Consider the following 23438-nt stretch of genomic DNA (forward strand, 5'->3'; position numbering starts at 1 on the left):
ATGACTAAACCGAGGCTTGTTTTCGGGGGGCTGTACCTTGATTTTGAGCTTTGATGAATATGATGATAGGATTGATTTAACAAAAATTTATATGTTTGAAAACACTCCTTTAGAGCACCTTTCTTTTTAAAGTCTTGATCTATAAGTTTATCGTAGAAGAAGGATGCCTTTTTTTCTAAATAAATATAAAAGACAGTTTGTTTTTTTAGTTATTAAATAATACTTTTGATTCTCAGAAACGAAAATAATTTCATTTTGATATTAAAGAAAGTAACTTAAAACCCAAATACACATATGAGTTATCTTAAATTTGACAAAACAGTAATGATAAACCTGGAAGAGTCGCTGACTCGTGAGGTGCTTCGAACCAACCGTTTGGGAGCCTATCACTGCACTACTGTTGTTGATTGTAATACCAGGAAATACCACGGACTACTCGTTATGCCTGTGCCTGCGATTGATGATGACAACCATGTGTTACTGTCTTCTTTTGATGAGACGGTAATTCAACATGGTGCCGAATTTAATCTTGGGTTGCATAAATATGCAGGCGATAATTTCAGTCCCAAGGGGCATAAGTACATCCGCGAGTATAGCTCAGAGACAGTACCTCGTACGCTTTACCGTGTAGGAGGTGTGATCTTCTCGAAAGAGAAAGTGTTTTCCATGTACGAGAATCGTATCATGATCAAGTACACGTTGGAAGATGCTCATTCCGCTACGACCTTACGTTTCCGTCCTTTCCTCGCTTTCCGTAGTGTGAAGAACTTAACGCAAGCCAATGGTAACGTGAACCAATCTTACGAGGAAGTCACAAACGGAATCAAGACATGTATGTATCCCGGTTATCCGGAACTGTATATGCAATTTAACAAGAAAGTTAAATTTGTGTATGAGCCGTATTGGTACAATGGAATCGAGTATCCGAAAGAACAAGAGAGGGGATATCCTTATCAGGAGGATTTGTATGTTCCCGGATATTTCGAGGTCCCTATCAAAAAAGGGGAGACTATTATTTTCAGCGCTGGCGATAGTGCAGTGGCAACTACCCGCTTGAAGGCACTGTATGAGAATGAGGTCGTAGCTCGTACGCCTCGTACTAGCTTCTTCAATTGCTTGAAGAATTCCGCTCAGCAATTTTATTTTCGTCCCAAGGAAGACGATGCTTATCTATTAGCGGGCTATCCATGGTTTAAAGTACGTGCGAGAGATTTGTTCGTAGCTCTTCCGGGTAGTACGTTGTCTATCGATGATCCGGTTCGTTTTGAGAAGATCATGCATACGGCGATGCCTGCGATTCGGGCGTATATGGAGAATGGGCGTTTCGATGCGGTGATTCGTGAGATCGAGCATCCGGATGTCTTTTTATGGGCGATCTGGGCGATCCAACAGTATGCTAAGCATGAGGGCGTTGAAAAGGCACGTGAGCTATATGGCGATTTCGTGAAAGAAGTTATCGATTATATACGGGACCAGAAACATCCCGATATGAAATTGATGGAGAATGGTTTACTTTTCGCTAATGGAAAAGATAAGGCGATTACTTGGATGAATTCTACCGTAAACGGAAAACCTGTTGTAACTCGTTCCGGTTATATAGTGGAATTTAACGCTCTTTGGTATAATGCTCTTTGTTTCTATACGGAATTGATGGGGGGAGTACCTGTCGAGGGTATTGATCCGATTATCAAGTCGATGGATAAATCGTTCCCGGAAACCTTTGTGAACGGGTATAATTATTTGTTCGATTCCGTGAATGGTTCTACGGTAGATTGGAGCGTACGGCCTAATATGATTTTCGCTGTGGCATTGCCTTATTCCCCATTGACGAGGATGCAGAAACGTGCCGTGGTGGATATCGTGACGAAAGAGTTGCTTACCCCGAAGGGTTTGCGTTCCTTGAGTCCGAAGAGCGAAGGATATCGCCCGTATTATGTAGGGCCGCAATATGAACGTGATTTGGCTTATCACCAAGGTACTGCTTGGCCGTGGTTGTTAGGCGCCTATTTAGAAGCTTATTTGCGTGTATTTGGAAAGAGTGGCGTTGCTTTTGCTGAACGTATGTTGATAAGCTTAGAGGAGGAGATGTCATTGCATTGTATAGGAACGATCCCGGAATTGTTTGATGGTAACCCGCCGTTTACCGGACGTGGAGCTGTCTCATTTGCGATGAACGTTGCTGCTATCCTCCGTGTTGTGGATTTGTTGAAGAAGTATAACGCCGAATAAAACTAAGTACCATTATGAAAGCATTAATGTTTGGATGGGAATTTCCTCCTCATATCTTGGGCGGTTTAGGAACGGCCAGCTTCGGTTTGACACGAGGCATGGCAATGCAGCCCGATATGGATATTACTTTTTGTATACCGAAGCCCTGGGGCGATGAAGACCAGAGCTTTCTAAAGATAGTGGGTGTCAACCAAGTTCCGATTGTTTGGAAGGATGTTGACCGTGAATATGTGCAGCAACGGGTTTCCAAAGCGGGAATGAACGCTGACCAGTATTATAAGTACAGGGATCATATTTATGCGGATTTCAGTTATCGTCATGTGACTGATTTAGGGTGCCTTGAGTTCTCCGGACGTTATCCGGATAACTTGCTGGAAGAGATTAATAACTATTCGATCGTGGCAGGCGTGATCGCTCGTACGGAAGAGTATGATATCATCCATGCGCACGACTGGTTAACTTATCCGGCGGGTATTCACGCTAAAAATGTGAGTGGTAAGCCTTTGGTCATCCATGTTCATGCTACGGATTATGATCGTAGTCGTGGTAATGTGAATCCGGATGTCTATGCGATTGAGAAGAATGGTATGGACAATGCAGACCATATCATAACGGTGAGTAATTTGACTCGTCAGACGGTGATTGAGAAATATCATCAAGATCCCTCTAAGGTAACGACCGTACATAACGCCGTAGAGCCTTTAAGTCCTGAGATTTTAGCGATCCCAGATAAAAAGGGTGTAAAGGATAAGGTTATTACATTCTTAGGTCGTATCACGATGCAGAAAGGGCCGGAATATTTCGTTGAGGCTGCCGCCAAGGTTTTGGCTAAGGCTCCTTATGCACGTTTCGTGATGGCTGGTAGTGGTGATATGATGGATCAAATGATTCGTTTGGCCGCAGCACGTAATATTTCAGATCGTTTCCACTTTACCGGATTTATGAAGGGCAAGCAGGTCTATGAGGTGTTGAAAGCCAGTGACGTATATGTGATGCCTTCGGTTTCTGAGCCTTTTGGTATCTCTCCGTTGGAAGCCATGCAATGTGGTGTACCCTCTATCATTTCTAAACAATCCGGTTGCGCCGAGATCTTGGATTATGCGATTAAGGTGGATTATTGGGATATTGAGGCGTTAGCGGATGCCATGTATTCTATTATTACTTATCCTGCCATGCATGAGTTCTTGAAAGTGGAAGGTAAGAAAGAGGTGGATAATATCAAATGGGAATATGCCGGACAAAAGGTTCGTCGTATTTACGACAATGTGATAGGTAACAAATAAATTAACGACAAGACAAAAATAAAACAAACAATATTATGAAAACGATCTGCTTTTATTTTCAAATACATCAGCCGTTCCGTTTAAAAAGATATCGCTTCTTCGATATAGGTAACGACCATTACTATTACGATGATTTCCAGAATGAGGAGATTATCCATCGTATAGCTGAACAGTGTTACTTGCCGGCTAACCGGACTATTTTGGAGATGATTAAGACCAGTGGTGGTAAGTTTAAGGTAGCGTTCTCTATTTCCGGCGTAGCGTTGGAGCAGATGGAGATTTATACTCCGGAAGTGATCGATAGCTTTAAGGAATTGGCGGCTACGGGGAATGTGGAATTCTTGTCTGAGACTTATGCTCATTCTCTTTCTTCCTTGGGAGATCCGGAGGAGTTCAAGCATCAAGTAAAGAAACAAGAAGATAAGATCAAGACTTTATTCGGGGTTAAACCGAAAGTGTTCCGTAATACGGAGTTGATTTACTCGGATGATATTTCCGCTATGGTTTCTGAGATGGGCTATAAGGGAATGTTGACGGAGGGTGCTAAGCATATCTTAGGTTGGAAGAGTCCGAACTATATGTATTCTTCTTGCGTAGCTCCGAAGTTGAGCTTATTATTGAAGAATGACCGTTTCAGCGAGGATTTATCGAACCGTTTCAGTGATTATAGTTGGAATGAATATCCTTTGACAGCCGATAAGTATATGTCATGGATTGCTGCTACTCCGGATTCAGAGCAAATCATTAATTTGTTTATGAATTATGAGGTGCTGGGATCTTTGCATCCAGCTTCAACCGGTATTTTTGAGTTCTTCAAGGCTTTGCCTCGTTTTGCCGCGGATAAGGGGATTAGTTTCTCTACTCCATCGGAAGTATTTACATTGATCAAGCCGGTAGACTCTATCTCCGTTCCTTATCCGATCTCTTGGGTAGATGAGGAGAGAGATTGTAGTTCTTGGTTAGGAAATGTATTGCAGCAGGAAGCGTTCCGTAAGATTAACGAGATCGGTGAACGTGTTCGTTTGTCTCAGACTCGTCGTATCCGTCAGGACTGGTACTATCTGCAGAGCAGTGACCATTTCTATTATATGAGTACAAAGCATATGGGACAGGGAGGCTTTAGCCCTTACGATAATCCGTATGACGCATTTAATAACTATATGAATGTTCTTTCCGATTTCATTGTTCGTGTGAATGCGGAATTCCCGGAGAATATAGAGAATGAGGAATTGAATTCATTGCTTTCTACGATTAAGAATCAAGGAGAGGAAATCGAGAGTCTACAGAAAGAATTAGATAAATTAAAAAAGAAGGCGGCGAAGAAATAAGTCGTTAATTGATTTGACTAGACTATTTTTGGAGAGTGACGGGTCCTTTTAGGGACCCGTTATTTTTTGCCTTAGAGATACGGATATAAAAAAAGCGAGATGAAAAACATCTCGCTTTTTTATTATATAGATTCTTTGCTATCTGACATATTTACATGATGTAATACCAATTTTCATCACCTCTTCATCCTTTCGTATCTTTACTCCTGAAGGAGCTAGATAATTCGTGATGGCTGTTGTAACAACTGTACTTTGACCGTAACTGTTGCTTGTGGTAGTTGTTCGTTGAACAGGGATAAGAAGTAGGCTCAAATCTTTGTCCGGATTATTCTCCATCTGATATTTTAATAAATTGGCAAGATTCGGGAATGAGTACGTACGAGTAGTCGCATCGTAAGCATTGGATAGAAACGAGGTTACATTATTGTCAATCTGACTACCCTCAAAGAAACTTTTTACCGAATCCTCTGGCAATATTAATAGATAAGGAGGAGGAGCCAATGCATATTGCCAATCTTCTTGCGGCATCGCTTTTAACTCGAGTGGTAAATTATTCACGATACGCTCTTTCATGATCGGAGTGATTTCCTTTGTCGGAAGAACAATGCGTGTACAAACGCCGGCAGGAGTCTTAAAGAATGCATAGCTGTCGTTCGGTTGTAGCAATTGACTCATATCCGTATTTTTGAAACGACTTAGCTGAATGACCTCTTTAGTGACGGAGAAAGCTTCCCACGTGGTTATTAAAGAGTCTTTTCCTGCTGTGCTTTTAACCGCATAATTATAATATATCTTAAGGACAGAGCTAGCCACGGACAATATATTACCACTACCGAAGGTAGTTGTTACATAAAGCCCCGGGAAAAACTCATTGAAAGTTTCTTGATTCTTGAATGTACCCGGATTATTAATCGTTTCATCATAAAATTTTTGTCCGAACTCAGTAGGCATTTTAATGCTTACATGAGGGCTGTAACCATCAGAGTTTCTAAGGGAGTCGGATATACTTGTGTTATAAGCTGTATAAGCTTGAGCACCCATTGACTCTTGCATATTGCAATATTGCTTAGGGTCAATATTTGTATAAAAATTCTTTTGTAACGGACTTGTAATTTTAAAGATCTCCGCACGCATAGGCGCCAAGGAGTCTCCTACCCATACACCGTTTTTATTGGAACCATTATAATATATATTGAATTCCACCGAATCAATTTTTCCCTCATAAGGTGTATGCGCAAATTGAAAATCACTCGGACAATAGAATTGGCACATATAATCCGATACAAGGTTACCATACAGCGGATCGTAGAGTTCACCCAACTGGGCGCTAGTAGACCTTGCGTAAATAGAATCTAATTGCACCGTAGTGGCTTGTATCTGGAACGTGTCCATATATACCGCAATTGTATCGTCGCCTGGCTGAATACTTGTTCCTATCGAACTAAAATCATCATTACACCCGGCCAAAATGCTAGCACCAAGGCCAAGTCCAAGTATTAAAAGCTTGATTTTCATTACTACATTTATTATTTCGTGTTAGAATCCAATACCACGTCGTAGAACTTATTGAACTCGTCCATATAAGTTTCCGGTGACTGATAGGGAAGGAAAGGAGTATCTTTCTTGGCAGAGATATAATCAAGGACTTCTTGATTGATCGTCTCGCTACCTTGGATTACACCATCAGCGAAATCAATCGCTAATTTGGTTAAGGCCACAAAACTTGTATCTGCCTTGATTAACTTCAAGTCAGCTTCTTTGGCTCCGTCCGCCTTCAGTTTTGTCGCGAAATCTTTGTTTAGCGGGTTCTTGAAGTCATCGTTGTAGATCGAATAAACGATTTTCGCGTTACGCAGGCACGGGTCATCGGCATACATTCTCTTGATGTAAAGAGCCGTTAACGCTGACATCCAGCCATGGCAATGGATTACATCAGGAATCCAACGCAATTTTTTTACGGTTTCCAATACTCCGCGTACATAGAAGATCGAACGATCGTCATTATCTTCATACTCATTTCCATTCTCATCGCTGACCGTGGATTTCCGTTGGAAGAAATCCTCGTTGTCAATAAAGTAAACCTGCATCCGGGCCGATTGAATGGATGCTACCTTAATGATCAGAGGATGGTCCGTGTCGTCAATAATAAGATTCATACCAGACAGACGGATAACCTCGTGCAACTGATTGCGGCGCTCGTTGATATTTCCGAATTTTGGCATGAATGTCCTGATTTCGCGACCACGCTCCTGAATTCCTTGCGGCAAATTTCTACATATTGTCGCGATCTCGGATTCGGGAAGGTAGGGAGTGATTTCTTGGGCTATAAACAAGATTTTTTTTGCATCCATTCTGTAAACTAGTTTTATAAAGACGCTACAAAGATACGAAAAATCTTTTATTTACGGTAATTATTTAGTTGCTTTGCACCGTCAATTAAGCATCTATCTGATGAAAATAGTAAATAGTATTAAAGATTTGAAGGCTTATCTTGCTGAGGCAAAGCAGGATAATAAGAAAATTGGCTTTGTTCCTACCATGGGAGCACTGCATAATGGACATCTTAGCTTGGTACAACATTGCGTGAAAAACAATGATGTATGTGTAGTCAGTGTTTTTGTAAATCCAACCCAATTTAATGACAAACACGACTTGGAAACGTATCCCCGTACGTTGGAGGCTGATTGTGTGTTATTAGAATCTGCCGGCTGTGACTATGTATTCGCTCCCTCTGTAGAAGAGATGTATCCGGAGCCAGATACCCGTACGTTTGATTTGGGAACGGTATCTGAGGTAATGGAAGGCGCTAAGCGTCCGGGGCATTTTAACGGTGTAGCGCAGGTGGTAAGTAAATTGTTCTATATCGTGGAGCCGGATAACGCTTATTTCGGAGAAAAGGATTTCCAGCAGATCGCTGTGATCCGGGCGATGGTGAAACAATTGAATATCCCTGTAACGATCAATGCTTGTCCGATCGTTCGTGAGGGCGATGGCTTGGCCTTGAGTAGCCGGAATACCCGTTTGACACCGGAACAACGTCAAAAAGCTCCGTTAATTGCTCGTACGTTAAAAGAAAGTACTACCTTTGTGCCCGGAAAAAGCGTACAAGAAGTGATTGACTATGTTGTCAATACGATTAATAGCGATCCTGTCATGGAAGTTGAGTATTACGAGATCGTAGATGGCAATACGTTAGAGTCTATCAAGAACTGGTCGGATACCGATTATCCGGTAGGTTGCATCACGGTATATTGCGGAGAGGTACGTTTGATCGACAATATCAAATACTAATTATAAGTCATACATGTTTATAGAGGTAGTAAAGTCAAAAATTCACCGGGTAACGGTAACGGAAGCTAACTTAAACTATATCGGTAGCATCACTATCGACGAGGATTTGTTGGACGCCGCTAATTTGATCGCGAACGAGAAGGTCTCGATCGTGAATAATAATAACGGAGAACGTTTTGAGACGTATATTATCAAGGGCGAACGTGGCTCGGGAGTGGTTTGCTTGAACGGAGCGGCTGCCCGTAAGGCTCAACCCGGAGATATTATTATCGTTATGTCGTATGCCATGATGGATTTCGAGGAGGCGAAAACATTCAAGCCTTCCGTGGTATTTCCCGATACGGCGACAAATAAGTTGATATAGCAGACGCTAGGCTTTGTAGAGATCTCTAATCATAAGAAAAGCTCGTCGGGATGCGGCGGGCTTTTTTTATCTTCATAAATTTAAGTAATAAGCGAGTTATGTACACGAACAGGAATATATGGAATGTTAGCTACCCGATCTTTTTGAGCTTGTTGGCGCAAAACGTGATAAACGTGACTGATACGGCTTTTCTAGGTAGGGTTGGTGAAGTCGAGTTGGGGGCTTCCGCTATGGGAGGACTTTATTATATCTGCGCTTTTACGATCGCCTTTGGTTTTAGTACGGGATCTCAAATCGTGATTGGCCGTAGAAACGGAGAGGGACGTTATGACCAGATAGGGCCTGTCATGATACAAGGCGTTTTCTTCCTATTGTCGCTGGCTGCTATATTGTTCTTGTTTTCTCGTTTTTTCGCGGGAGACGTGATGCGTGTATTGATTTCTTCGGACGCTATCTTGAATGCCACGGAGGAATTTTTGGATTGGCGTGTGTTTGGCTTCTTCTTCTCTTTCGTGAACGTGATGTTCCGGGCTCTTTTTATTGGTATTACTCGTACAAAGGTGTTGACATTGAACGCTGTCTTGATGGCAATGACGAATGTCTTACTGGATTATCTTTTGATTTTCGGACATGCCGGATTTCCAAAGATGGGTATTCAAGGGGCGGCTATCGCTTCCGTCATAGCCGAGGCGGTATCGATTCTCTTTTTCGTGGTTTACACGAGACTTACCGTAGATATACGTAAATATGCGCTTAACCAGATTCGTTCTTTCGATTTTGGCTTGTTGAAACGGGTGCTGGATATTTCCGTGTTCACGATGCTGCAATATTTCTTGTCTATCGCTACTTGGTTTATGTTCTTTATCGCTGTGGAGCATTTGGGGCAACGGGAGTTGGCGGTGGCGAATATCGTACGTAGTATTTACGTCGTGATGTTGATTCCCGTTAATTCCTTGGCGACCACGACAAACACGTTCGTGAGTAATAGTATCGGGGCGGGAGCGATCAATCAAGTTATACCGACTATCTGGAAGATCTGTAAGTTATCGTTGGGCATTATGGTCGTGTTTGCCGCTATTGTCAGTTTGATGCCGGGATGGGTCGTGTCTGTTTATACGAATGACGCTTCATTAGTGGCGGCCTCGGTTCCATCCGTCTACGTGATTGTCGGTTCTTTATTGATCGGATCGGTAGCTAATGTGGCGTTCAACGGGGTGTCGGGTACGGGAAATACACGTTCTGCGCTTTTTATGGAAGCGGCGGTATTGATTCTGTATGTGCTTTTTGTATATGTCGCAGGGATGCGTTTGCGTTTGCCGGTAGCCGTATGCTTCTTGACAGAGGCTATTTACTATAGTGGATTGCTCGTCGCTAGCGTAATCTATTTAAAGAAAGCCTCTTGGCAAAATAAAAGAATATAAGTATATGAGGGGAAAAAACACGTACGTCTTTTTTCGAAAACACGTACGTGAATTCTGAAAAACATGTACGTGTTTTTTTGAACTGTGAATATTGGGAAATTGTTCGTATTTTTGTATTGTAATCAAATAAGAAAGGTAACTCATGTCCACGAAGCAATGTGAAGATATGTTGGTAGGAAAAGGAGTACGGCCTACTGCCGCACGGATCCTTGTCTTGCAAAAATTATCAGAACGAACCAGCCCGGCTTCCCTGTTCGAATTGGAGGCGGAGTTGGAGACGTTGGATAAATCGACCATTTCCCGTTCATTGGCCTTGTTATTGGAACATCATGCGATCCATTCTTTCGAAGATGGTAGTGGCTCTATAAAATATGAGATATGCCAGAGCCGTTCGGAGACATGCCCAGTGGGTGATAGGCATATTCATTTTTTCTGCGAGGTATGCCGTAAAACCTCTTGTTTAAATAATATCAAGATCCCGGTCGCTCAATTGCCGGAAGGATATATAATGGATACCATTAATTATACGGTAAAGGGTGTTTGCCCATTGTGTAATAAGCGACGTTTTCAGAAACCCTGATAATTTGCAATCAAGTTGCAACTCCCTTCTCTTACCTTTGTACCGTAATCAAGAAGTAAATAATTAAAATAGATAAGATTATGAGTACAACATGTGGATGTGAACATTGCCATTCGCACGGAAGTTCCGGTTTATGGATGCCGACGGTTTCTTTCGTTTTGTTGGTGATAGGACTTATCGGGAAGTACTCGGGGATAAGTTGGTTTGCTGAGTCTTGGATAGAGGCTATTTGGTTTCTGGTCGCTTTTTTGCCGGTAGGACTTCCTGTTATGCGAGAAGCTTGGGAAGCGGCTTTGCGGAAAGACTTTTTTAGTGAGTTCTCGTTAATGGCGATCGCCTCGATCGGGGCGTTTTGTATTGGGGAGTATCCCGAGGCCGTAGCCGTGATGCTTTTCTATACGGTAGGAGAGAGGTTGCAACTTCTAGCCGTGAATAAAGCTTCGAAGAATATCAGTGACTTATTAGATGTCCGGCCGGAACGAACGGATGTATGGCGGACGGGTACATATATGAATGTATCTCCGAAGGATGTGAAAGTAGGCGAGCGGATCGAGGTGAAGCCCGGCGGACGTGTGCCTTTGGATGGCGTTTTATTGGAAGCCGAGGCACAGTTCGATACTTCGGCATTAACTGGGGAAAGTATGCCTCGTTCTATCTGTGAGGGTGAGGAGGTGCTTGCCGGAATGATTGCGCAGGGACAGGCGGTACGTATACAAGTGAATCGGCCGTACGAGCAAAGTGCCTTGGCCCGTATTTTGGCTTTGGTGAAAGATGCCTCGGAGCGGAAAGCGCCGGCGGAATTGTTTATTCGGCGTTTCGCACGGATTTATACCCCAATCGTGATTCTTCTGTCGTTTCTAATCGTGTCGGTTCCAGCCTTGGTAGGGATGGTGACGCCTTCTTTCCAGTATGTTTTCTTGGATTGGTTATATAGGGGATTGGTTTTCTTGGTTATTTCTTGTCCTTGTGCCTTGGTTATAAGTGTTCCGCTCGGGTATTTCGGTGGTATAGGCGCCGCTTCTCGTGCCGGGATATTATTTAAGGGCGGTAATTATTTAGATGCGATCACACGGGTAAATACGGTAGCGTTCGATAAGACCGGTACATTGACTACCGGGCGTTTTGAGGTCACAACGGTGGAAAGCACGGAGATCCCGGTTTCTGATCTTTTGAGTATTTTGTTATCAGTAGAGCGGAAAAGTACCCATCCGGTAGCGCAGGCTGTAGTTCGCTATGCGGAAAAACAAGATAGCGTGCCGATGGAAATCACTGACATGCGGGAATTGGCAGGGCATGGTGTCGAGGCTATCGTGAACGGTCGGCAGGTGCTTGTCGGTAACATTCGTTTATTGGCCGAACGTGATATTCCTGTCCCGAAGGAATTATCCGATAGTGTTTCTACCGTGGTGGTTTGTGCGATCGATGGGAAATATGCGGGGCATCTTCTCCTTTCGGATACCTTGAAGAAGGATGCCGTGGATGCGATTCGTCGGTTAAAGGATCTGGATGTTAAAGATATTTGCTTGTTGTCCGGGGATAAGCAAGAGATCGTGAATCAATTCGCTGAGCGTTTGGGTGTCGATAAAGCGTATGGTAATCTGCTGCCGGAGGATAAAGCCGCTTATATAGAGCGATTAACGGCGGAGCCGGATAAGTCGGTTGCCTTTGTGGGCGATGGGATGAACGATGCGCCGGTACTGGCTTTAAGTGATGTCGGTATTGCGATGGGTGGATTGGGATCGGATGCGGCCATCGAGAGCGCGGACGTGGTTATCCAAACGGACCAGCCCTCTAAAGTAGCGGAAGCTATTTCTATCGGACGTGCTACCCGGAATATCGTCCGTCAGAATATCGTGGGATCTATTGGCGTGAAGGTGATAGTCCTTGTGGCGGGAGCCTTCGGTTTTGCCACGCTTTGGGAAGCTGTTTTCGCGGATGTAGGCGTATCTTTGCTGGCGGTTCTTAATTCGATCCGTATACTAAAACGTTGAGAAGTGAAGAATTTCGAGATCGCTTTCATCGCATACTCATCTCTTTTTCGTACCTTTGCCCCTTAATCCAGTAGAAAATAATATAAATACACATACGAATTATGTTTGAGAACTTAAGCGAAAGGTTAGACAGATCGTTTAAACTGTTGAAGGGCGAAGGCAAGATTACCGAGATCAATGTGGCGGAAACATTGAAGGATGTGCGTAAAGCGTTGTTGGATGCCGACGTCAATTATAAGGTTGCCAAGAGTTTTACGGATACGGTAAAAGAGAAGGCTTTAGGACAGAACGTGCTTACATCGGTTAAGCCTAGTCAGTTGATGGTTAAGATTGTTCACGATGAGTTGGCCAGCTTGATGGGAGGTACGGCAGTCGACGTGAATTTGCAGGGAAATCCCGCCATTATATTGATGTCCGGTTTGCAAGGTTCGGGTAAGACTACTTTCACTGGTAAACTAGCGTCTTTATTAAAGACCAAGAAAAATAAGAAACCATTATTAGCCGCTTGCGACGTGTATCGTCCGGCAGCTATCGAGCAGTTGCGTGTAGTCGGAGAGCAGGTAGGTGTTCCGGTATACATGGAATTGGAGAATAAGAATCCGGTGGAGATCGCTATGAACGCTATCCGCGAGGCACGGGCTAAAGGCAATGACGTCGTGATCGTGGATACCGCCGGTCGTTTGGCTATCGATGAGCAGATGATGAACGAGATCGCCGCTATCAAGAGCGCTATCCAGCCGGATGAGACCTTGTTCGTGGTAGATGCCATGACGGGTCAGGATGCCGTGAATACCGCGAGGGAATTTAATGAGCGGCTGAACTTCGACGGCGTCGTACTTACGAAGTTGGATGGTGATACCCGTGGTGGTGCCGCTTTGTCGATCCGTACGGTTGTTGATAAGCCGATTAAGTTTGTCGGTACGGGCGAGAAGATGGATGCCTTGGATATTTTCCACCCTGAACGTATGGCGGATCGAATCTTAGGCATGGGTGATATCGTGTCTTTGGTGGAACGTGCGCAAGAGCAATATGACGAGGAAGAAGCGAAACGTTTGCAGAAGAAGATCGCTAAGAACCAGTTCGATTTTAACGACTTTATCTCCCAGATCCAACAGATCAAGAAGATGGGTAACTTGAAAGAGTTGGCATCCATGATCCCGGGTGTAGGAAAGGCATTGAAAGATGTGGATATCGATGATAACGCGTTCAAGAGTATCGAGGCTATCATTTATTCGATGACTCCGGATGAGCGCAGCAACCCGGCTATCTTGAATGGCTCACGCCGTCAGCGTATCGCCAAAGGTAGCGGTACGAGCATCCAGGAGGTAAACAAGCTGATCAAGCAATTTGATGAGACCCGTAAGATGATGCGTATGCTTACTTCCGCGAAGTCGGGGAAGATGAAGCTACCTTCGATGAAGCCCTCGTTCAGACGTTAATTAACAGGAGATAATCAATAATATGGAAGAACAACATTATCAATTGCTGGATGGTAAGGCCGTTTCCGCTCAGATGAAGAAGGAGATGGCTGAGGAGGTAGCCCAGATCAAGGCTGCCGGAGGTAAGATCCCTCACTTGGCTGCTATTTTGGTGGGCCATGACGGTGGTAGCGAGACTTATGTGGCTAGTAAAGTCAAGACTTGTCAGGAGATTGGTTTTAAGTCTACCTTAATTCGCTTTGAGGAGGATGTTACGGAGGAAGAATTGCTTCGTAAGGTCGATGAGTTAAATAATGATCCGGATGTGGATGGCTTTATCGTACAGCTTCCGCTTCCGAAACATATATCCGAGCAGAAGGTGATTGAGGCGATCGATTATCGTAAAGACGTGGACGGTTTCCATCCGATTAACGTGGGACGTATGTCTATCGGTTTGCCTTGTTTCGTATCGGCTACGCCTGCCGGTATCTTGGAATTATTGAAGCGTTATCATATCGAGACGCAAGGAAAGCATTGCGTGGTTTTGGGACGCAGCAATATTGTCGGCAAGCCGATGGCTACCTTGATGATGCAGAAATCTTATCCGGGCGATTGTACGGTGACCGTATGCCATAGCCGTTCTAAGAACTTGAAGGAGATGTGCTTGTCTGCTGATATTATTATCGTGGCTTTAGGTGTTCCTGAATTCTTGAAAGGGGATATGGTGAAGGAAGGCGCCGTGATCGTTGACGTGGGAACAACCCGTATGCCAAGCAGCGTAACCAAGAGCGGATTTAAGTTAACGGGAGATGTCTTGTTTAACGAGGTCGCTCCTAAATGTTCCTATATCACTCCGGTTCCGGGTGGCGTAGGGCCTATGACAATCATTTCTTTGATGCGTAACACATTGTTAGCGGGAAAGAAAGCGATCTATAAGTAAGTGGATGGATAAAAAAGTTCGCAAAAGGTTTGTGTAATCAGAATTTATACCTATCTTTGCGCCGTCTTAAAGGGGGAATCCTTTGAAAGGCGGATATGGTGAGAGTAGCTCAGTTGGTTAGAGCATCGGATTGTGGTTCCGAGGGTCGTGGGTTCGAGCCCCATCTTTCACCCATTGTGGTTTTTTAGATAAAAATCTTGTTATGAATAAAACAAGGTTTTATGAACCAAGGCGTCTGTGAAGAATGAAAGGTTTTTTTATATGGTGAGAGTAGCTCAGTTGGTTAGAGCATCGGATTGTGGTTCCGAGGGTCGTGGGTTCGAGCCCCATCTTTCACCCTAGAATGAGAAAAGGATATGCCCTATTAGGGCATATCCTTTTTCTATTTCTTATAATGGGCATTGTAAGTCTTTTATGATGCCCATCATAAGGAGCTTACAATAGGCATTGTAAACTCCTTATAATAGCGATCGTGCTGACCTACTCTTCGGTATATAAACCTTCTCTTGATAATTGCTTATCCAGATTCGCTACACCGAGGGCTATGATAGCGGTAACCGTAGCCGTATGTTCTTGGTATTCGGGGATGTTCTTTGTGTATAAATCCCGTTCCGTATGCCAGATTTCGCCGTAATCAAAATCATATCCTTTGAAATCCTCTGTGGTGAAACCTAATGTGGGGACACCTTCGATGGCGAAAACTGATGCGTCTGTTCCCCCCATGCGTGTCGGGCGTTTACGGGGTTCACGAACTTTTACCTCGAAAGGATAGTCCGGACGGATTTTTTGGATGGGTTCGCTGATCTTCACGAAATCATCATACATGGCTTGAGGGACGGAGATACCGACAGGAGGTTCCGGACCACCGTCACGATTGAACAAATTAGCGATTTTGGGTAATTTATCCTTATGCGCTTTCACCCAAGCTTGTGCTCCTAATAAGCCAAATTCCTCACCGGCGAATCCGATAAATAAGATCGTGCGCTTAGGCTTGGCTCCGGATTTGGCGATCATGCGAGCGGCTTCCATCATCGGTCCGATTCCAGTACCGCAATCGATGCCTCCGGTAGCCACGTCGAAAGCATCTAGGTGACCGCTGATAATAACATATTCGTCCGGGTATTTGCTGCCTTTGATAGACGCTACGACATTATGGTATTTAACCGGGCCTAATTTAAAATGATTACGAATATCGAACTCTAGTTCGAATGTACGTCTCTCTTTCACCATTTGTTCGATGATCGCGAATTGATGCTCGTCTAATTTGATATCCGGAAGTTCCGGCAGATTGTCGAAGTTCGTATTCGGGTCGTTCATCATTTTCCGGTCGTATAACGCACGGATAGGTACGGTGGAGGATTGGATAAAACCTAAAGCTCCGGCCTCGCACATTTCCTTATAATATAATCCGGGGAATTCTTTATAAGGCAACATCTCGTTTTTCTCCCCGTTTTCCCAGTTGCGGCGTCTTAGATCATTGTTTTTCTTCATGATCTCGTTGTTCTCTTTCTTGATCTCCGCACGGATGGAATCTCCCGAGGCGGAGCGGTCGATAGGCCAACCTACATTTTTCCCTGAGATAAGAACCCAAGCACCATTCAATCTTCCTTTGATTTGCTGGAACTCCTCGTCGTTACGAGGCTCCATCACCGCATGCCCACGTTGCACGCCTTTCGTTCCGGAAGTGTAGGAAGGGGTGGCGAAATGCAGGATCATTCCGTTGTCGCTCAACAAGCGTCCGAACCAAGGTCCTCGATTAAAGCCGACAGGGACGGTACCGGCCTCTTCTAATTGGACATCGAGTCCCCAACTCTTAAACTCACGCACCATCCACTCGGCGGCGTTCTCATAAGCGTCGGAACCTATTAAACGTCCGCCAAAGCGGTTCGTAAGGATATCCAGCTGATGCATCACTTGATTATCGTTCTGACCCATCTCGATGATTTTTTTTACGGCAGCGTCCTGAGCTGGTACAGGGGAGACTGTCATGCAGGCTAATGCCGCACAAACAAGTAAGATTTTTCTCATAAAGTAGTGTTTATTTCATTGATATGACTGTTTATTATTCAGTGTATGCAAATAAAGGAATAAATTTTGACTTATTGCAAATGAAATGGCAGTTTCTTTTATAACTTTGCGGAGTAAACAGATGGCGAATGAAAACAATGCGTAGCTTGAAGTGGTTAAGACCCCTCTTGGTAGTACTCTTTATGAGTTACTACGTGGGTGGCACGGCCTTTACCCATACGCATCATTTCCTAAACTATAGTATCACTCACTCTCATCCCTATCTGCCGGGAGCCGACGGCTTGCCTCATCATGAGCATAGTACGGTAGCGTTTAATACGATTGAAGAGCTGACCGAATTGTGTATGGAGTTAATTCCGTACTTACCTTTGGTTATGGCTTGGGCGCTTTTGATGGTAGTGCTCGTCTTTCTAAAGAAAGAGGTTGTCTTGCGTCTTGTGCGGCGTGGCGAATCCCGTGCGCCTCCTTCGTTTGGTATAGTAATTTGAGTCAAGCATTAGAATCACTTTTTATACTAAACATTTTACGCATCTTATATGAAATCTATATTTTTACTATTGCTTCCAGCGATAGTACTATGCTCTTGCCATACCCAAAAGCAAGAGGATGAGTCTGCGCATGCCGTAACACTCAAAGGGGATATTATACATATCGGTTCCGAATCTCCTGTTTTATCCAAGTTGACAAAGGAAACGGTTAAACGGGAACCTTACCGTATGGAGTTTACCACCTCGGGGGTCGTACAGGCGATTCCTTCTAATTACGCGGAGGTGGCTTCACCGGTAAGCGGGCGAATTACGAAATCGTTCGTTCGCTTAGGGCAAAAAGTGGCCCCGGGTAGTCCGATCTTCGAGATTAGCGCTCCCGCTGTTTATGAGGCGGGGAAATCTTATTACCAAGCTCGCCAAGAGATGGAACTGGCCTTGAAAAGCTTGAATCGGGAGAAAGACTTGATGAAAAACAAGGTTGGTGTCCAAAAGGAATTGGAAGAGGCCGAGGTGAATTACGAGTTAAAGAAAAAAGACTATGAGAATATGGTCGCCGCATTGAAAGTCTTTCAGATTAATCCGGATGAAATGGCTTTGGGGCAACCATTGATCGTTCGCTCGCCTATAGCCGGTGAGGTCGTGAAAGATCGGATCGTAATCGGGCAATATATGAAAGAGGACGCCGAGCCTGTAGCTGTCATCGCCGATTTGAGAAAGGTATGGGTGGTCGCCCATGTAAAAGAGAAGGATTTGAGTTTAATACAGGCTTTGGATGAGGTGGAAATCCGGTTGGTAGCCATGCCGGATAAACCGATATCGGGAAAGATTTATCACATCAGCGAGATGCTGGATCCCGATACCCGTTCGGTGGAGGTCTTGATCGAGTGCGATAACAGTACCCGTTTGATGAAACCGGAGATGTACGGCACGGTCAAGTTGAGCGACCGTGAGGCGGAGGTGATTCGTATACCTACTTCCGCTATCTTGCAGGAAGAGGAGAATATGTACGTATTGGTGGAATTGGGGAATAACGATTACCGGAAACAAAAGATCGAGACCGGCCTTACTGAAGATGGCAAGACGGTGGTTTTATCCGGCTTGAACGTAGGTGACGAGATCGTAGCTACGGGAGCGTTTTATTTACTTGACGCACGCTAACGGATTATGAAAAGGATTATTTACTTGGCGATACATCGGCGAGGACTGATGTTCGTGTTATTTCTGTTCTTAGCGATCGTTGGTTATTATTCTTGGACGCGGTTGGCGATAGATGCTTATCCGGATATCGCCGATACCACCGTGCAAGTCGTGACGCAGGTTCCCGGATTGGCCGCCGAGGAGATCGAGCAACAAATCAGTATTCCGATCGAGCGGGCTATGAATGGTCTGCCGGGACTAAACGTAATGCGTAGCAAGAATACGTTTGGTTTATCTACGGTCGTATTGGTTTTTGATGATGGTATTGAGGATTATTGGGCCCGGCAACGTGTACAAGAGCGGTTGGTAGACGTGGAGCTTCCTTATAATGCGGTTCCCGGCTTAAATCCTTTGACTTCGCCGACGGGAGAGATCTTTCGTTATGTGGTGGAAAGTGACCGTTTAGACTTGAGGGAGTTGACCGATTTGCATAAATGGGTAATTATTCCGAGACTGAAACAGGTTACGGGTGTAGCGGATGTAAGTAATTACGGCGGTATCACTACCCAATATCAGATCGAGGTGAACCCTTATAAGATGGAGCAATACGACATTACCTTAGGGGATATTACGGAAAAGATAGAGAAGAATAACGTGAACGCCGGTGGTAGTATGTTAAGCCGGGGGGATTTGAGTTATGTGATCCGTGGAATCGGTCTGGTTAAGGACTTGGAAGACTTGGGACATATCGTGATCAAGACCGTGAATGGTGTCCCGGTCTACTTGAATGATATCGGTAAACTGAAATACGGAAACTTGGAGCGTAAGGGCGTTTTAGGTTTTACGGACGATACCCGTGATTACTCCGATGGCGTGGAAGGTATCGTACAAATGCTCAGGGGGGAGAATCCGTCCCGGGTGTTGGATGATGTGCATAAGGCGGTAGACGAACTAAATAACGAGACACTTCCCGAGGGAACCCGTATCCATCCGTTTATGGATCGTACGGATTTGGTTAATACGACCTTGCATACCGTATCGCATACGTTGTTCGAGGGTATGGTATTGGTTGTCTTAGTACTGATCTTATTCTTGGGGAGTTGGCGTGGCGCTTTGTTGGTGGCCTTAACCATTCCCTTGTCTCTATTGATTGCCTTTATCTTGATGCATGTTACGAATATTCCTGCGAACCTACTTTCCTTAGGCGCTATAGACTTCGGTATTTTGGTAGACGGAGCGATCGTGATGATGGAGACGGTCTTGAAGAAAAGGGAACGGCATCCGGATGAGGTATTGACGGAAGATTCGATCTTGCGCCGTACGACTGAGGTGGCTCGCCCGATCTTTTTCTCTACATTAATTATTATAACAGCCTATCTTCCTTTGTTCGCTTTTGAGCATATTGAGAAGAAATTGTTTACGCCGATGGCTTATACCGTAGGGTATGCTTTGCTGGGCGCTTTGTGTGTGGCCTTGTTCTTGATTCCGGGATTGGCCTTTTATGCGTATCGTAAGCCGGGAAAGATTTACCATAATCGTTGGTTGGAGAAACTTTCCACGGCTTATCATTCACAAATTGTCCGATTGATGGAGAAGCCAAGACGGGTTATTGTACCGTTACTGGCGATATTGCTGGGAGCGGGGATTTTAAGTTATACCGTAGGAAAAGACTTCTTGCCTCCGTTGGATGAGGGGGCGATCTGGATACAGGTACAGCTTCCTCCGGGTATTTCCATTGAGAAATCGAAGGAGATGGGGGCGGAGCTTCGGAAGACTTTGAAAGAGTTTAAGGAAGTCTCATATGTAATGACTCAAGTCGGTCGCGATGATGAGGGGGCGGAAGCGTTCTCACTCTCTCATGTGGAGTGTGGCGTGGGATTGAAACCCTATAGTACATGGAAATTCGGTAAGACGAAAGCGGATCTGATCGAGGAAATGGCGGCTAAGTTGGAGACCATGCCCGGCTACTCGGTCGGTTTCTCCCAGCCGATCATCGATATGGTGATGGATCAGATCGCCGGGGCTCATAGTGATTTGGCGCTGAAGATTTATAGCGATGATATTACGGAAAGTCGCCATATTGCGGATCAAGTCGCTAATGTGTTGAAGGAAATACCGGGTGCTGCCGACGTAGCGGTGGATCAAGAGCCTCCGTTGCCGCAGTTGCAGATTATCGCGGATCGTGCCCGTATCGCCCAGTATGGCTTGAACGTGTCGGATGTGGCCGATTTGATTGAGTTAGCGATCGGTGGAGCCTCTATTTCCCAGATATTTGTCGGAAGTAAAAGTTATGACGTGATTTGTCGTTTCGATGACGCTAGCCGCAATTCTCCCGAACGTATCGGTAATCTATTGCTGACTACCGGTTCCGGAACGAAGATTCCTCTTTCGCAAGTAGCGGAGATTAAGATGACAACCGGTGCCAGTACGATTACCCGTGAGATGAATAAGCGGCACTTGACGGTACGGGTTAATTTACGTGGCGTGGACTTGACGGCGTTCTTGAATAATGCGAATGCGTTGATTGATAAAGAGGTGAAATACGATCATGATTCCGTGCATTTGAAATGGGCCGGACAGTTCGAGAACCAGCATCGTGCGTATGCCCGTTTGGGGGCTGTGGTTCCTTTGGCGTTGGGACTGATGCTGCTTCTGTTGTTTGCGGCTTGCGGTAAATTCCGGCAGGCGGCTTTAATGATGAGTGTCGTTCCCTTGGCTTTGTTTGGTGGTATGTTGGCGTTGAATGTGCGGGGAATGACATTGAATGTTTCCTCGGCGGTTGGTTTTATTGCCTTGGTCGGTGTCGCTATCCAAAATGGCGTGATCATGATTTCCCATATCAATAACTTACGTACAAGGGAACGAGATTTGAAAGATGCGGTGATAACGGGAACTAAGCACCGTTTCCGTCCGATCTTGATGACGGCTACGGTTGCGGTCTTGGGATTGCTTCCTGCCTCTGTTAGTACAGGTATCGGTTCGGACGTGCAGCGTCCCTTGGCTACGGTAATCGTTTACGGGCTTTTATTTGCTACGGTTATTACGCTTTATGTACTTCCCGCTTTATACTATATGATCGAGAAACATTATGAGGGGAAGGATTTGACGCCGGTATCGGAGGAAAAAGAGCTGCACGCTTAATCCGGAGGTGGAATTAAAAAGATATACTATGTTTAGATTAGAAGATATGAAGAAATATATAATCCTGTCATTACTCTGCGGATGCTTATCCGTGAATGCTCAGACCATGGTTCCGCTTACGTATCGGCAATATATGGAGCGGGTTGCGGAAGGCAACCTTGAGTATGCGTCGGAGAAATTGAATGTGCCGGCCGCTAAGGCTGAGGTAACGGCGGCAAAGGTGTTTAACGATCCGAACCTTTCCGTGTCTTATTTCAATAATGAGAATAATTCCTTGCAAATGGGAGAAGGTGTTGAAGTAGAACTGAGCAAAACTTTCTCTTTTGGAAAACGGGGTGCGAATATCTCATTGGCACGTAGCGAGAGTGAGTTGACCGAGGCTTTGTTGGCTGATTATTTCCGGAATCTCCGGGCAGACGCTACGATTGCTTATATGGAAGCCTTGAAGCAACATGAGTTGTATAAGGTAAAGGAGAATGCCTATGAGAATATCCGGACATTGGCGGAGAGCGACAGTATCCGTTTCTCATTGGGGCAAATCCGTGAGGTGGATGCTACGCAGAGCCGGGTAGAGGCCGGGGTCTTACGAAATGAGTTGCTGCAAGCCGGAGCGGAATTAAAGAATGCTTTCTCGAACTTAAACTTCTTGACGGGGACTTTCAGTACGGATACTTTATTTCACCCAGAGGCTGAGTTACGTACGGAGCCTCGGGATTTTATCCTTGCCGACTTAATCACGGCGGCAAGCGAGGGGCGTACGGATTTGGTAGCTGCCTTAAAAAACAAGGAAGTGGCCGCTAGAGCCTTGAAAGTAGCTCGCCGGGAGCGGAATATGGATGTGGATTTGTCTATCGCCGTAAGCCGTAATGCCCGGGTTTATAATGAGGAAGCCCCGGCACCTCCTTTTACCGGAGTGACGGCAGGTATCGCTGTTCCTTTGAAATTCTCTAATTTCAATAAGGGGACGGTTCGTGCCGCTCGTTATCGGGAGCAACAAGCGGAAGCGCAATATAAGCAGGCTCTTTTGCAAGTACAGACGGAGGTGATGCAGGCATATCGTAATTATCAATCTTTCGCCGAGCAAGTTAATCATTATGAGGATGGGCTTTTAAGGCAAGCCCGTGAGGTGATGGATGGCAAGATTTACAGTTATAATAGGGGGGAAGTCTCTTTATTGGAAGTCTTAGACGCCCAGCGTACTTACGATGAAGTACAAGCTCAGTATATTGAGACGCTGTTTAATTACAGCTCAGCCTTGGTCGAATTAGAACGTTCGGCGGGTATTTGGGATATTGAGATTTGATTTGCGCTATAATTCAGAAAAGTAACAAGGGATAAATTGTAAGACGCTTACATTTCTATCCCTTGTTATTTTATCTGAATAAATCCATCAGTTTATCCGGTAATTGCCTAGTATCGAATATCTGATATTTCAGTAAATGATTCTTCTGCATGTTTAGACCATTGGATTTCTTTTACCATGAAGCCAACTTTTTTTGTAGTTTTTTCTTCAGCGCTTTTTGCGTACAATAATCCCCATTGTTGAAATCTACTTCAGATTCAGCTATCTTACAAGTTAATTCAGCCTCGTCTGGTGCCCAAGGATAAAGACTCCCCTTTTGCTTGGCAAGGCATAGACGTTTTATATTGGTCTCCACTTTCGATAATCTTTCCTCATCCATGCCTTTTATCAAGTCATAGAGATATTCTTTCCGTAAATTTAATTCCATCGTTGTCATAAGATTTGTTTTTTAGGTTTCTTAAACTAGACAAAGATAGCGTATATATTTGGATATTAT

General features: G+C 44.7%; 18 protein-coding genes and 2 tRNA genes. 16 read left to right on the forward strand and 4 right to left on the reverse strand.

From position 1 onward, the window contains the following. The first annotated feature begins 294 nt into the window (after window positions 1–294). Genes DWX84_RS13320 through DWX84_RS13330 form a run of 3 tightly spaced genes read left to right on the forward strand, consistent with a single transcriptional unit; the run spans window position 295 to window position 4840 of the window. Window positions 295–2229 carry a glycogen debranching enzyme N-terminal domain-containing protein gene (locus DWX84_RS13320; protein WP_048928016.1) on the forward strand — a complete coding sequence of 645 codons (1935 nt, stop codon included), beginning with the start codon at window positions 295–297 and terminating at the stop codon, window positions 2227–2229. Between the two features lie 14 nt (window positions 2230–2243). After that, window positions 2244–3512: a glycosyltransferase gene (locus DWX84_RS13325; RefSeq protein ID WP_005865850.1), complete on the forward strand. Its 1269-nt coding sequence runs from the start codon at window positions 2244–2246 to the stop codon at window positions 3510–3512. A gap of 35 nt (window positions 3513–3547) precedes the next feature. After that, the gene (locus DWX84_RS13330) at window positions 3548–4840 is read left to right on the forward strand and encodes a glycoside hydrolase family 57 protein (RefSeq protein WP_005861616.1); all 1293 of its coding nucleotides are present in this window, start codon (window positions 3548–3550) and stop codon (window positions 4838–4840) included. Window positions 4841–4978: 138 nt separating this feature from the next. On the opposite strand, the gene DWX84_RS13335 is transcribed toward DWX84_RS13330, so the two are convergent. Together DWX84_RS13335 and DWX84_RS13340 are read right to left on the reverse strand one after the other, a co-directional pair. Next, window positions 4979–6355 (reverse strand): DUF4270 domain-containing protein, encoded by a 1377-nt coding sequence (locus tag DWX84_RS13335; RefSeq protein WP_048928017.1) that lies wholly within the window; start codon window positions 6353–6355, stop codon window positions 4979–4981. Window positions 6356–6366: 11 nt separating this feature from the next. Then, window positions 6367–7191 carry a glycogen/starch synthase gene (locus DWX84_RS13340; protein ID WP_005865855.1) on the reverse strand — a complete coding sequence of 275 codons (825 nt, stop codon included), beginning with the start codon at window positions 7189–7191 and terminating at the stop codon, window positions 6367–6369. A 100-nt stretch (window positions 7192–7291) separates the two neighbouring features. Between DWX84_RS13340 and panC the strand changes: the two genes are divergently transcribed. From panC to DWX84_RS13385, 9 genes are all read left to right on the forward strand, one after another. After that, window positions 7292–8131, forward strand: coding sequence for a pantoate--beta-alanine ligase (panC, locus tag DWX84_RS13345; RefSeq protein WP_005861622.1), 840 nt, complete (start codon window positions 7292–7294; stop codon window positions 8129–8131). 13 nt (window positions 8132–8144) lie between these two features. Beyond that, window positions 8145–8495, forward strand: a complete 351-nt coding sequence (gene panD, locus DWX84_RS13350; protein ID WP_005861624.1) for an aspartate 1-decarboxylase — start codon at window positions 8145–8147, stop codon at window positions 8493–8495. Window positions 8496–8593: 98 nt separating this feature from the next. Then, window positions 8594–9916, forward strand: coding sequence for an MATE family efflux transporter (locus DWX84_RS13355; RefSeq protein ID WP_008774105.1), 1323 nt, complete (start codon window positions 8594–8596; stop codon window positions 9914–9916). A 142-nt stretch (window positions 9917–10058) separates the two neighbouring features. Beyond that, window positions 10059–10496, forward strand: coding sequence for a Fur family transcriptional regulator (locus DWX84_RS13360; RefSeq protein ID WP_005865860.1), 438 nt, complete (start codon window positions 10059–10061; stop codon window positions 10494–10496). Between the two features lie 80 nt (window positions 10497–10576). After that, window positions 10577–12487: a heavy metal translocating P-type ATPase gene (locus tag DWX84_RS13365; RefSeq protein WP_048928018.1), complete on the forward strand. Its 1911-nt coding sequence runs from the start codon at window positions 10577–10579 to the stop codon at window positions 12485–12487. A 101-nt stretch (window positions 12488–12588) separates the two neighbouring features. After that, window positions 12589–13926: a signal recognition particle protein gene (gene ffh / locus DWX84_RS13370; RefSeq protein ID WP_005861632.1), complete on the forward strand. Its 1338-nt coding sequence runs from the start codon at window positions 12589–12591 to the stop codon at window positions 13924–13926. Window positions 13927–13948: 22 nt separating this feature from the next. Beyond that, a complete protein-coding gene (folD, locus tag DWX84_RS13375) occupies window positions 13949–14845 on the forward strand; it encodes a bifunctional methylenetetrahydrofolate dehydrogenase/methenyltetrahydrofolate cyclohydrolase FolD (RefSeq protein WP_005865864.1) in 897 nt (298 codons plus the stop codon). Between the two features lie 98 nt (window positions 14846–14943). Then, window positions 14944–15017 (forward strand) — tRNA-His (locus tag DWX84_RS13380). A 92-nt stretch (window positions 15018–15109) separates the two neighbouring features. Then, window positions 15110–15183 (forward strand) — tRNA-His (locus DWX84_RS13385). 142 nt (window positions 15184–15325) lie between these two features. On the opposite strand, the gene DWX84_RS13390 is transcribed toward DWX84_RS13385, so the two are convergent. After that, window positions 15326–16873, reverse strand: coding sequence for a M28 family metallopeptidase (locus tag DWX84_RS13390; RefSeq protein ID WP_005865866.1), 1548 nt, complete (start codon window positions 16871–16873; stop codon window positions 15326–15328). Window positions 16874–17001: 128 nt separating this feature from the next. On the opposite strand from DWX84_RS13390, the gene DWX84_RS13395 reads away from it, so the two are divergent. The 4 genes from DWX84_RS13395 to DWX84_RS13410 are packed head-to-tail and all read left to right on the forward strand — an operon-like array spanning window position 17002 to window position 22942. After that, window positions 17002–17361 carry a hypothetical protein gene (locus tag DWX84_RS13395; RefSeq protein WP_005861714.1) on the forward strand — a complete coding sequence of 120 codons (360 nt, stop codon included), beginning with the start codon at window positions 17002–17004 and terminating at the stop codon, window positions 17359–17361. A gap of 48 nt (window positions 17362–17409) precedes the next feature. Next, window positions 17410–18519: an efflux RND transporter periplasmic adaptor subunit gene (locus DWX84_RS13400; protein WP_005865868.1), complete on the forward strand. Its 1110-nt coding sequence runs from the start codon at window positions 17410–17412 to the stop codon at window positions 18517–18519. A 6-nt stretch (window positions 18520–18525) separates the two neighbouring features. Next, window positions 18526–21639 carry an efflux RND transporter permease subunit gene (locus DWX84_RS13405; protein ID WP_048928019.1) on the forward strand — a complete coding sequence of 1038 codons (3114 nt, stop codon included), beginning with the start codon at window positions 18526–18528 and terminating at the stop codon, window positions 21637–21639. A 28-nt stretch (window positions 21640–21667) separates the two neighbouring features. After that, window positions 21668–22942: a TolC family protein gene (locus DWX84_RS13410; RefSeq protein WP_048928020.1), complete on the forward strand. Its 1275-nt coding sequence runs from the start codon at window positions 21668–21670 to the stop codon at window positions 22940–22942. 172 nt (window positions 22943–23114) lie between these two features. On the opposite strand, the gene DWX84_RS13415 is transcribed toward DWX84_RS13410, so the two are convergent. After that, window positions 23115–23378 (reverse strand): hypothetical protein, encoded by a 264-nt coding sequence (locus tag DWX84_RS13415; RefSeq protein ID WP_048928021.1) that lies wholly within the window; start codon window positions 23376–23378, stop codon window positions 23115–23117. Window positions 23379–23438 lie beyond the last annotated feature (60 nt).

It is taken from the genome of Parabacteroides sp. AF21-43 (assembly GCF_003635435.1).
Classification (GTDB): Bacteria; Bacteroidota; Bacteroidia; order Bacteroidales; family Tannerellaceae; genus Parabacteroides; species Parabacteroides distasonis.

Excerpts from the sequence above, each read along its gene's own strand:
- DWX84_RS13395 (WP_005861714.1), top strand. The coding sequence starts at position 17,002 with ATGAAAACAATGCGTAGCTTGAAGTGGTTAAGACCCCTCTTGGTAGTA.
- ffh (WP_005861632.1), top strand. The coding sequence starts at position 12,589 with ATGTTTGAGAACTTAAGCGAAAGGTTAGACAGATCGTTTAAACTGTTG.
- panD (WP_005861624.1), top strand. The coding sequence starts at position 8,145 with ATGTTTATAGAGGTAGTAAAGTCAAAAATTCACCGGGTAACGGTAACG.
- DWX84_RS13320 (WP_048928016.1), top strand. The coding sequence starts at position 295 with ATGAGTTATCTTAAATTTGACAAAACAGTAATGATAAACCTGGAAGAG.
- panC (WP_005861622.1), top strand. The coding sequence starts at position 7,292 with ATGAAAATAGTAAATAGTATTAAAGATTTGAAGGCTTATCTTGCTGAG.
- DWX84_RS13405 (WP_048928019.1), top strand. The coding sequence starts at position 18,526 with ATGAAAAGGATTATTTACTTGGCGATACATCGGCGAGGACTGATGTTC.
- DWX84_RS13415 (WP_048928021.1), bottom strand. The coding sequence starts at position 23,378 with ATGACAACGATGGAATTAAATTTACGGAAAGAATATCTCTATGACTTG.
- DWX84_RS13335 (WP_048928017.1), bottom strand. The coding sequence starts at position 6,355 with ATGAAAATCAAGCTTTTAATACTTGGACTTGGCCTTGGTGCTAGCATT.
- folD (WP_005865864.1), top strand. The coding sequence starts at position 13,949 with ATGGAAGAACAACATTATCAATTGCTGGATGGTAAGGCCGTTTCCGCT.
- DWX84_RS13410 (WP_048928020.1), top strand. The coding sequence starts at position 21,668 with ATGTTTAGATTAGAAGATATGAAGAAATATATAATCCTGTCATTACTC.
- DWX84_RS13360 (WP_005865860.1), top strand. The coding sequence starts at position 10,059 with ATGTCCACGAAGCAATGTGAAGATATGTTGGTAGGAAAAGGAGTACGG.
- DWX84_RS13355 (WP_008774105.1), top strand. The coding sequence starts at position 8,594 with ATGTACACGAACAGGAATATATGGAATGTTAGCTACCCGATCTTTTTG.
- DWX84_RS13400 (WP_005865868.1), top strand. The coding sequence starts at position 17,410 with ATGAAATCTATATTTTTACTATTGCTTCCAGCGATAGTACTATGCTCT.
- DWX84_RS13365 (WP_048928018.1), top strand. The coding sequence starts at position 10,577 with ATGAGTACAACATGTGGATGTGAACATTGCCATTCGCACGGAAGTTCC.
- DWX84_RS13390 (WP_005865866.1), bottom strand. The coding sequence starts at position 16,873 with ATGAGAAAAATCTTACTTGTTTGTGCGGCATTAGCCTGCATGACAGTC.
- DWX84_RS13330 (WP_005861616.1), top strand. The coding sequence starts at position 3,548 with ATGAAAACGATCTGCTTTTATTTTCAAATACATCAGCCGTTCCGTTTA.
- DWX84_RS13340 (WP_005865855.1), bottom strand. The coding sequence starts at position 7,191 with ATGGATGCAAAAAAAATCTTGTTTATAGCCCAAGAAATCACTCCCTAC.
- DWX84_RS13325 (WP_005865850.1), top strand. The coding sequence starts at position 2,244 with ATGAAAGCATTAATGTTTGGATGGGAATTTCCTCCTCATATCTTGGGC.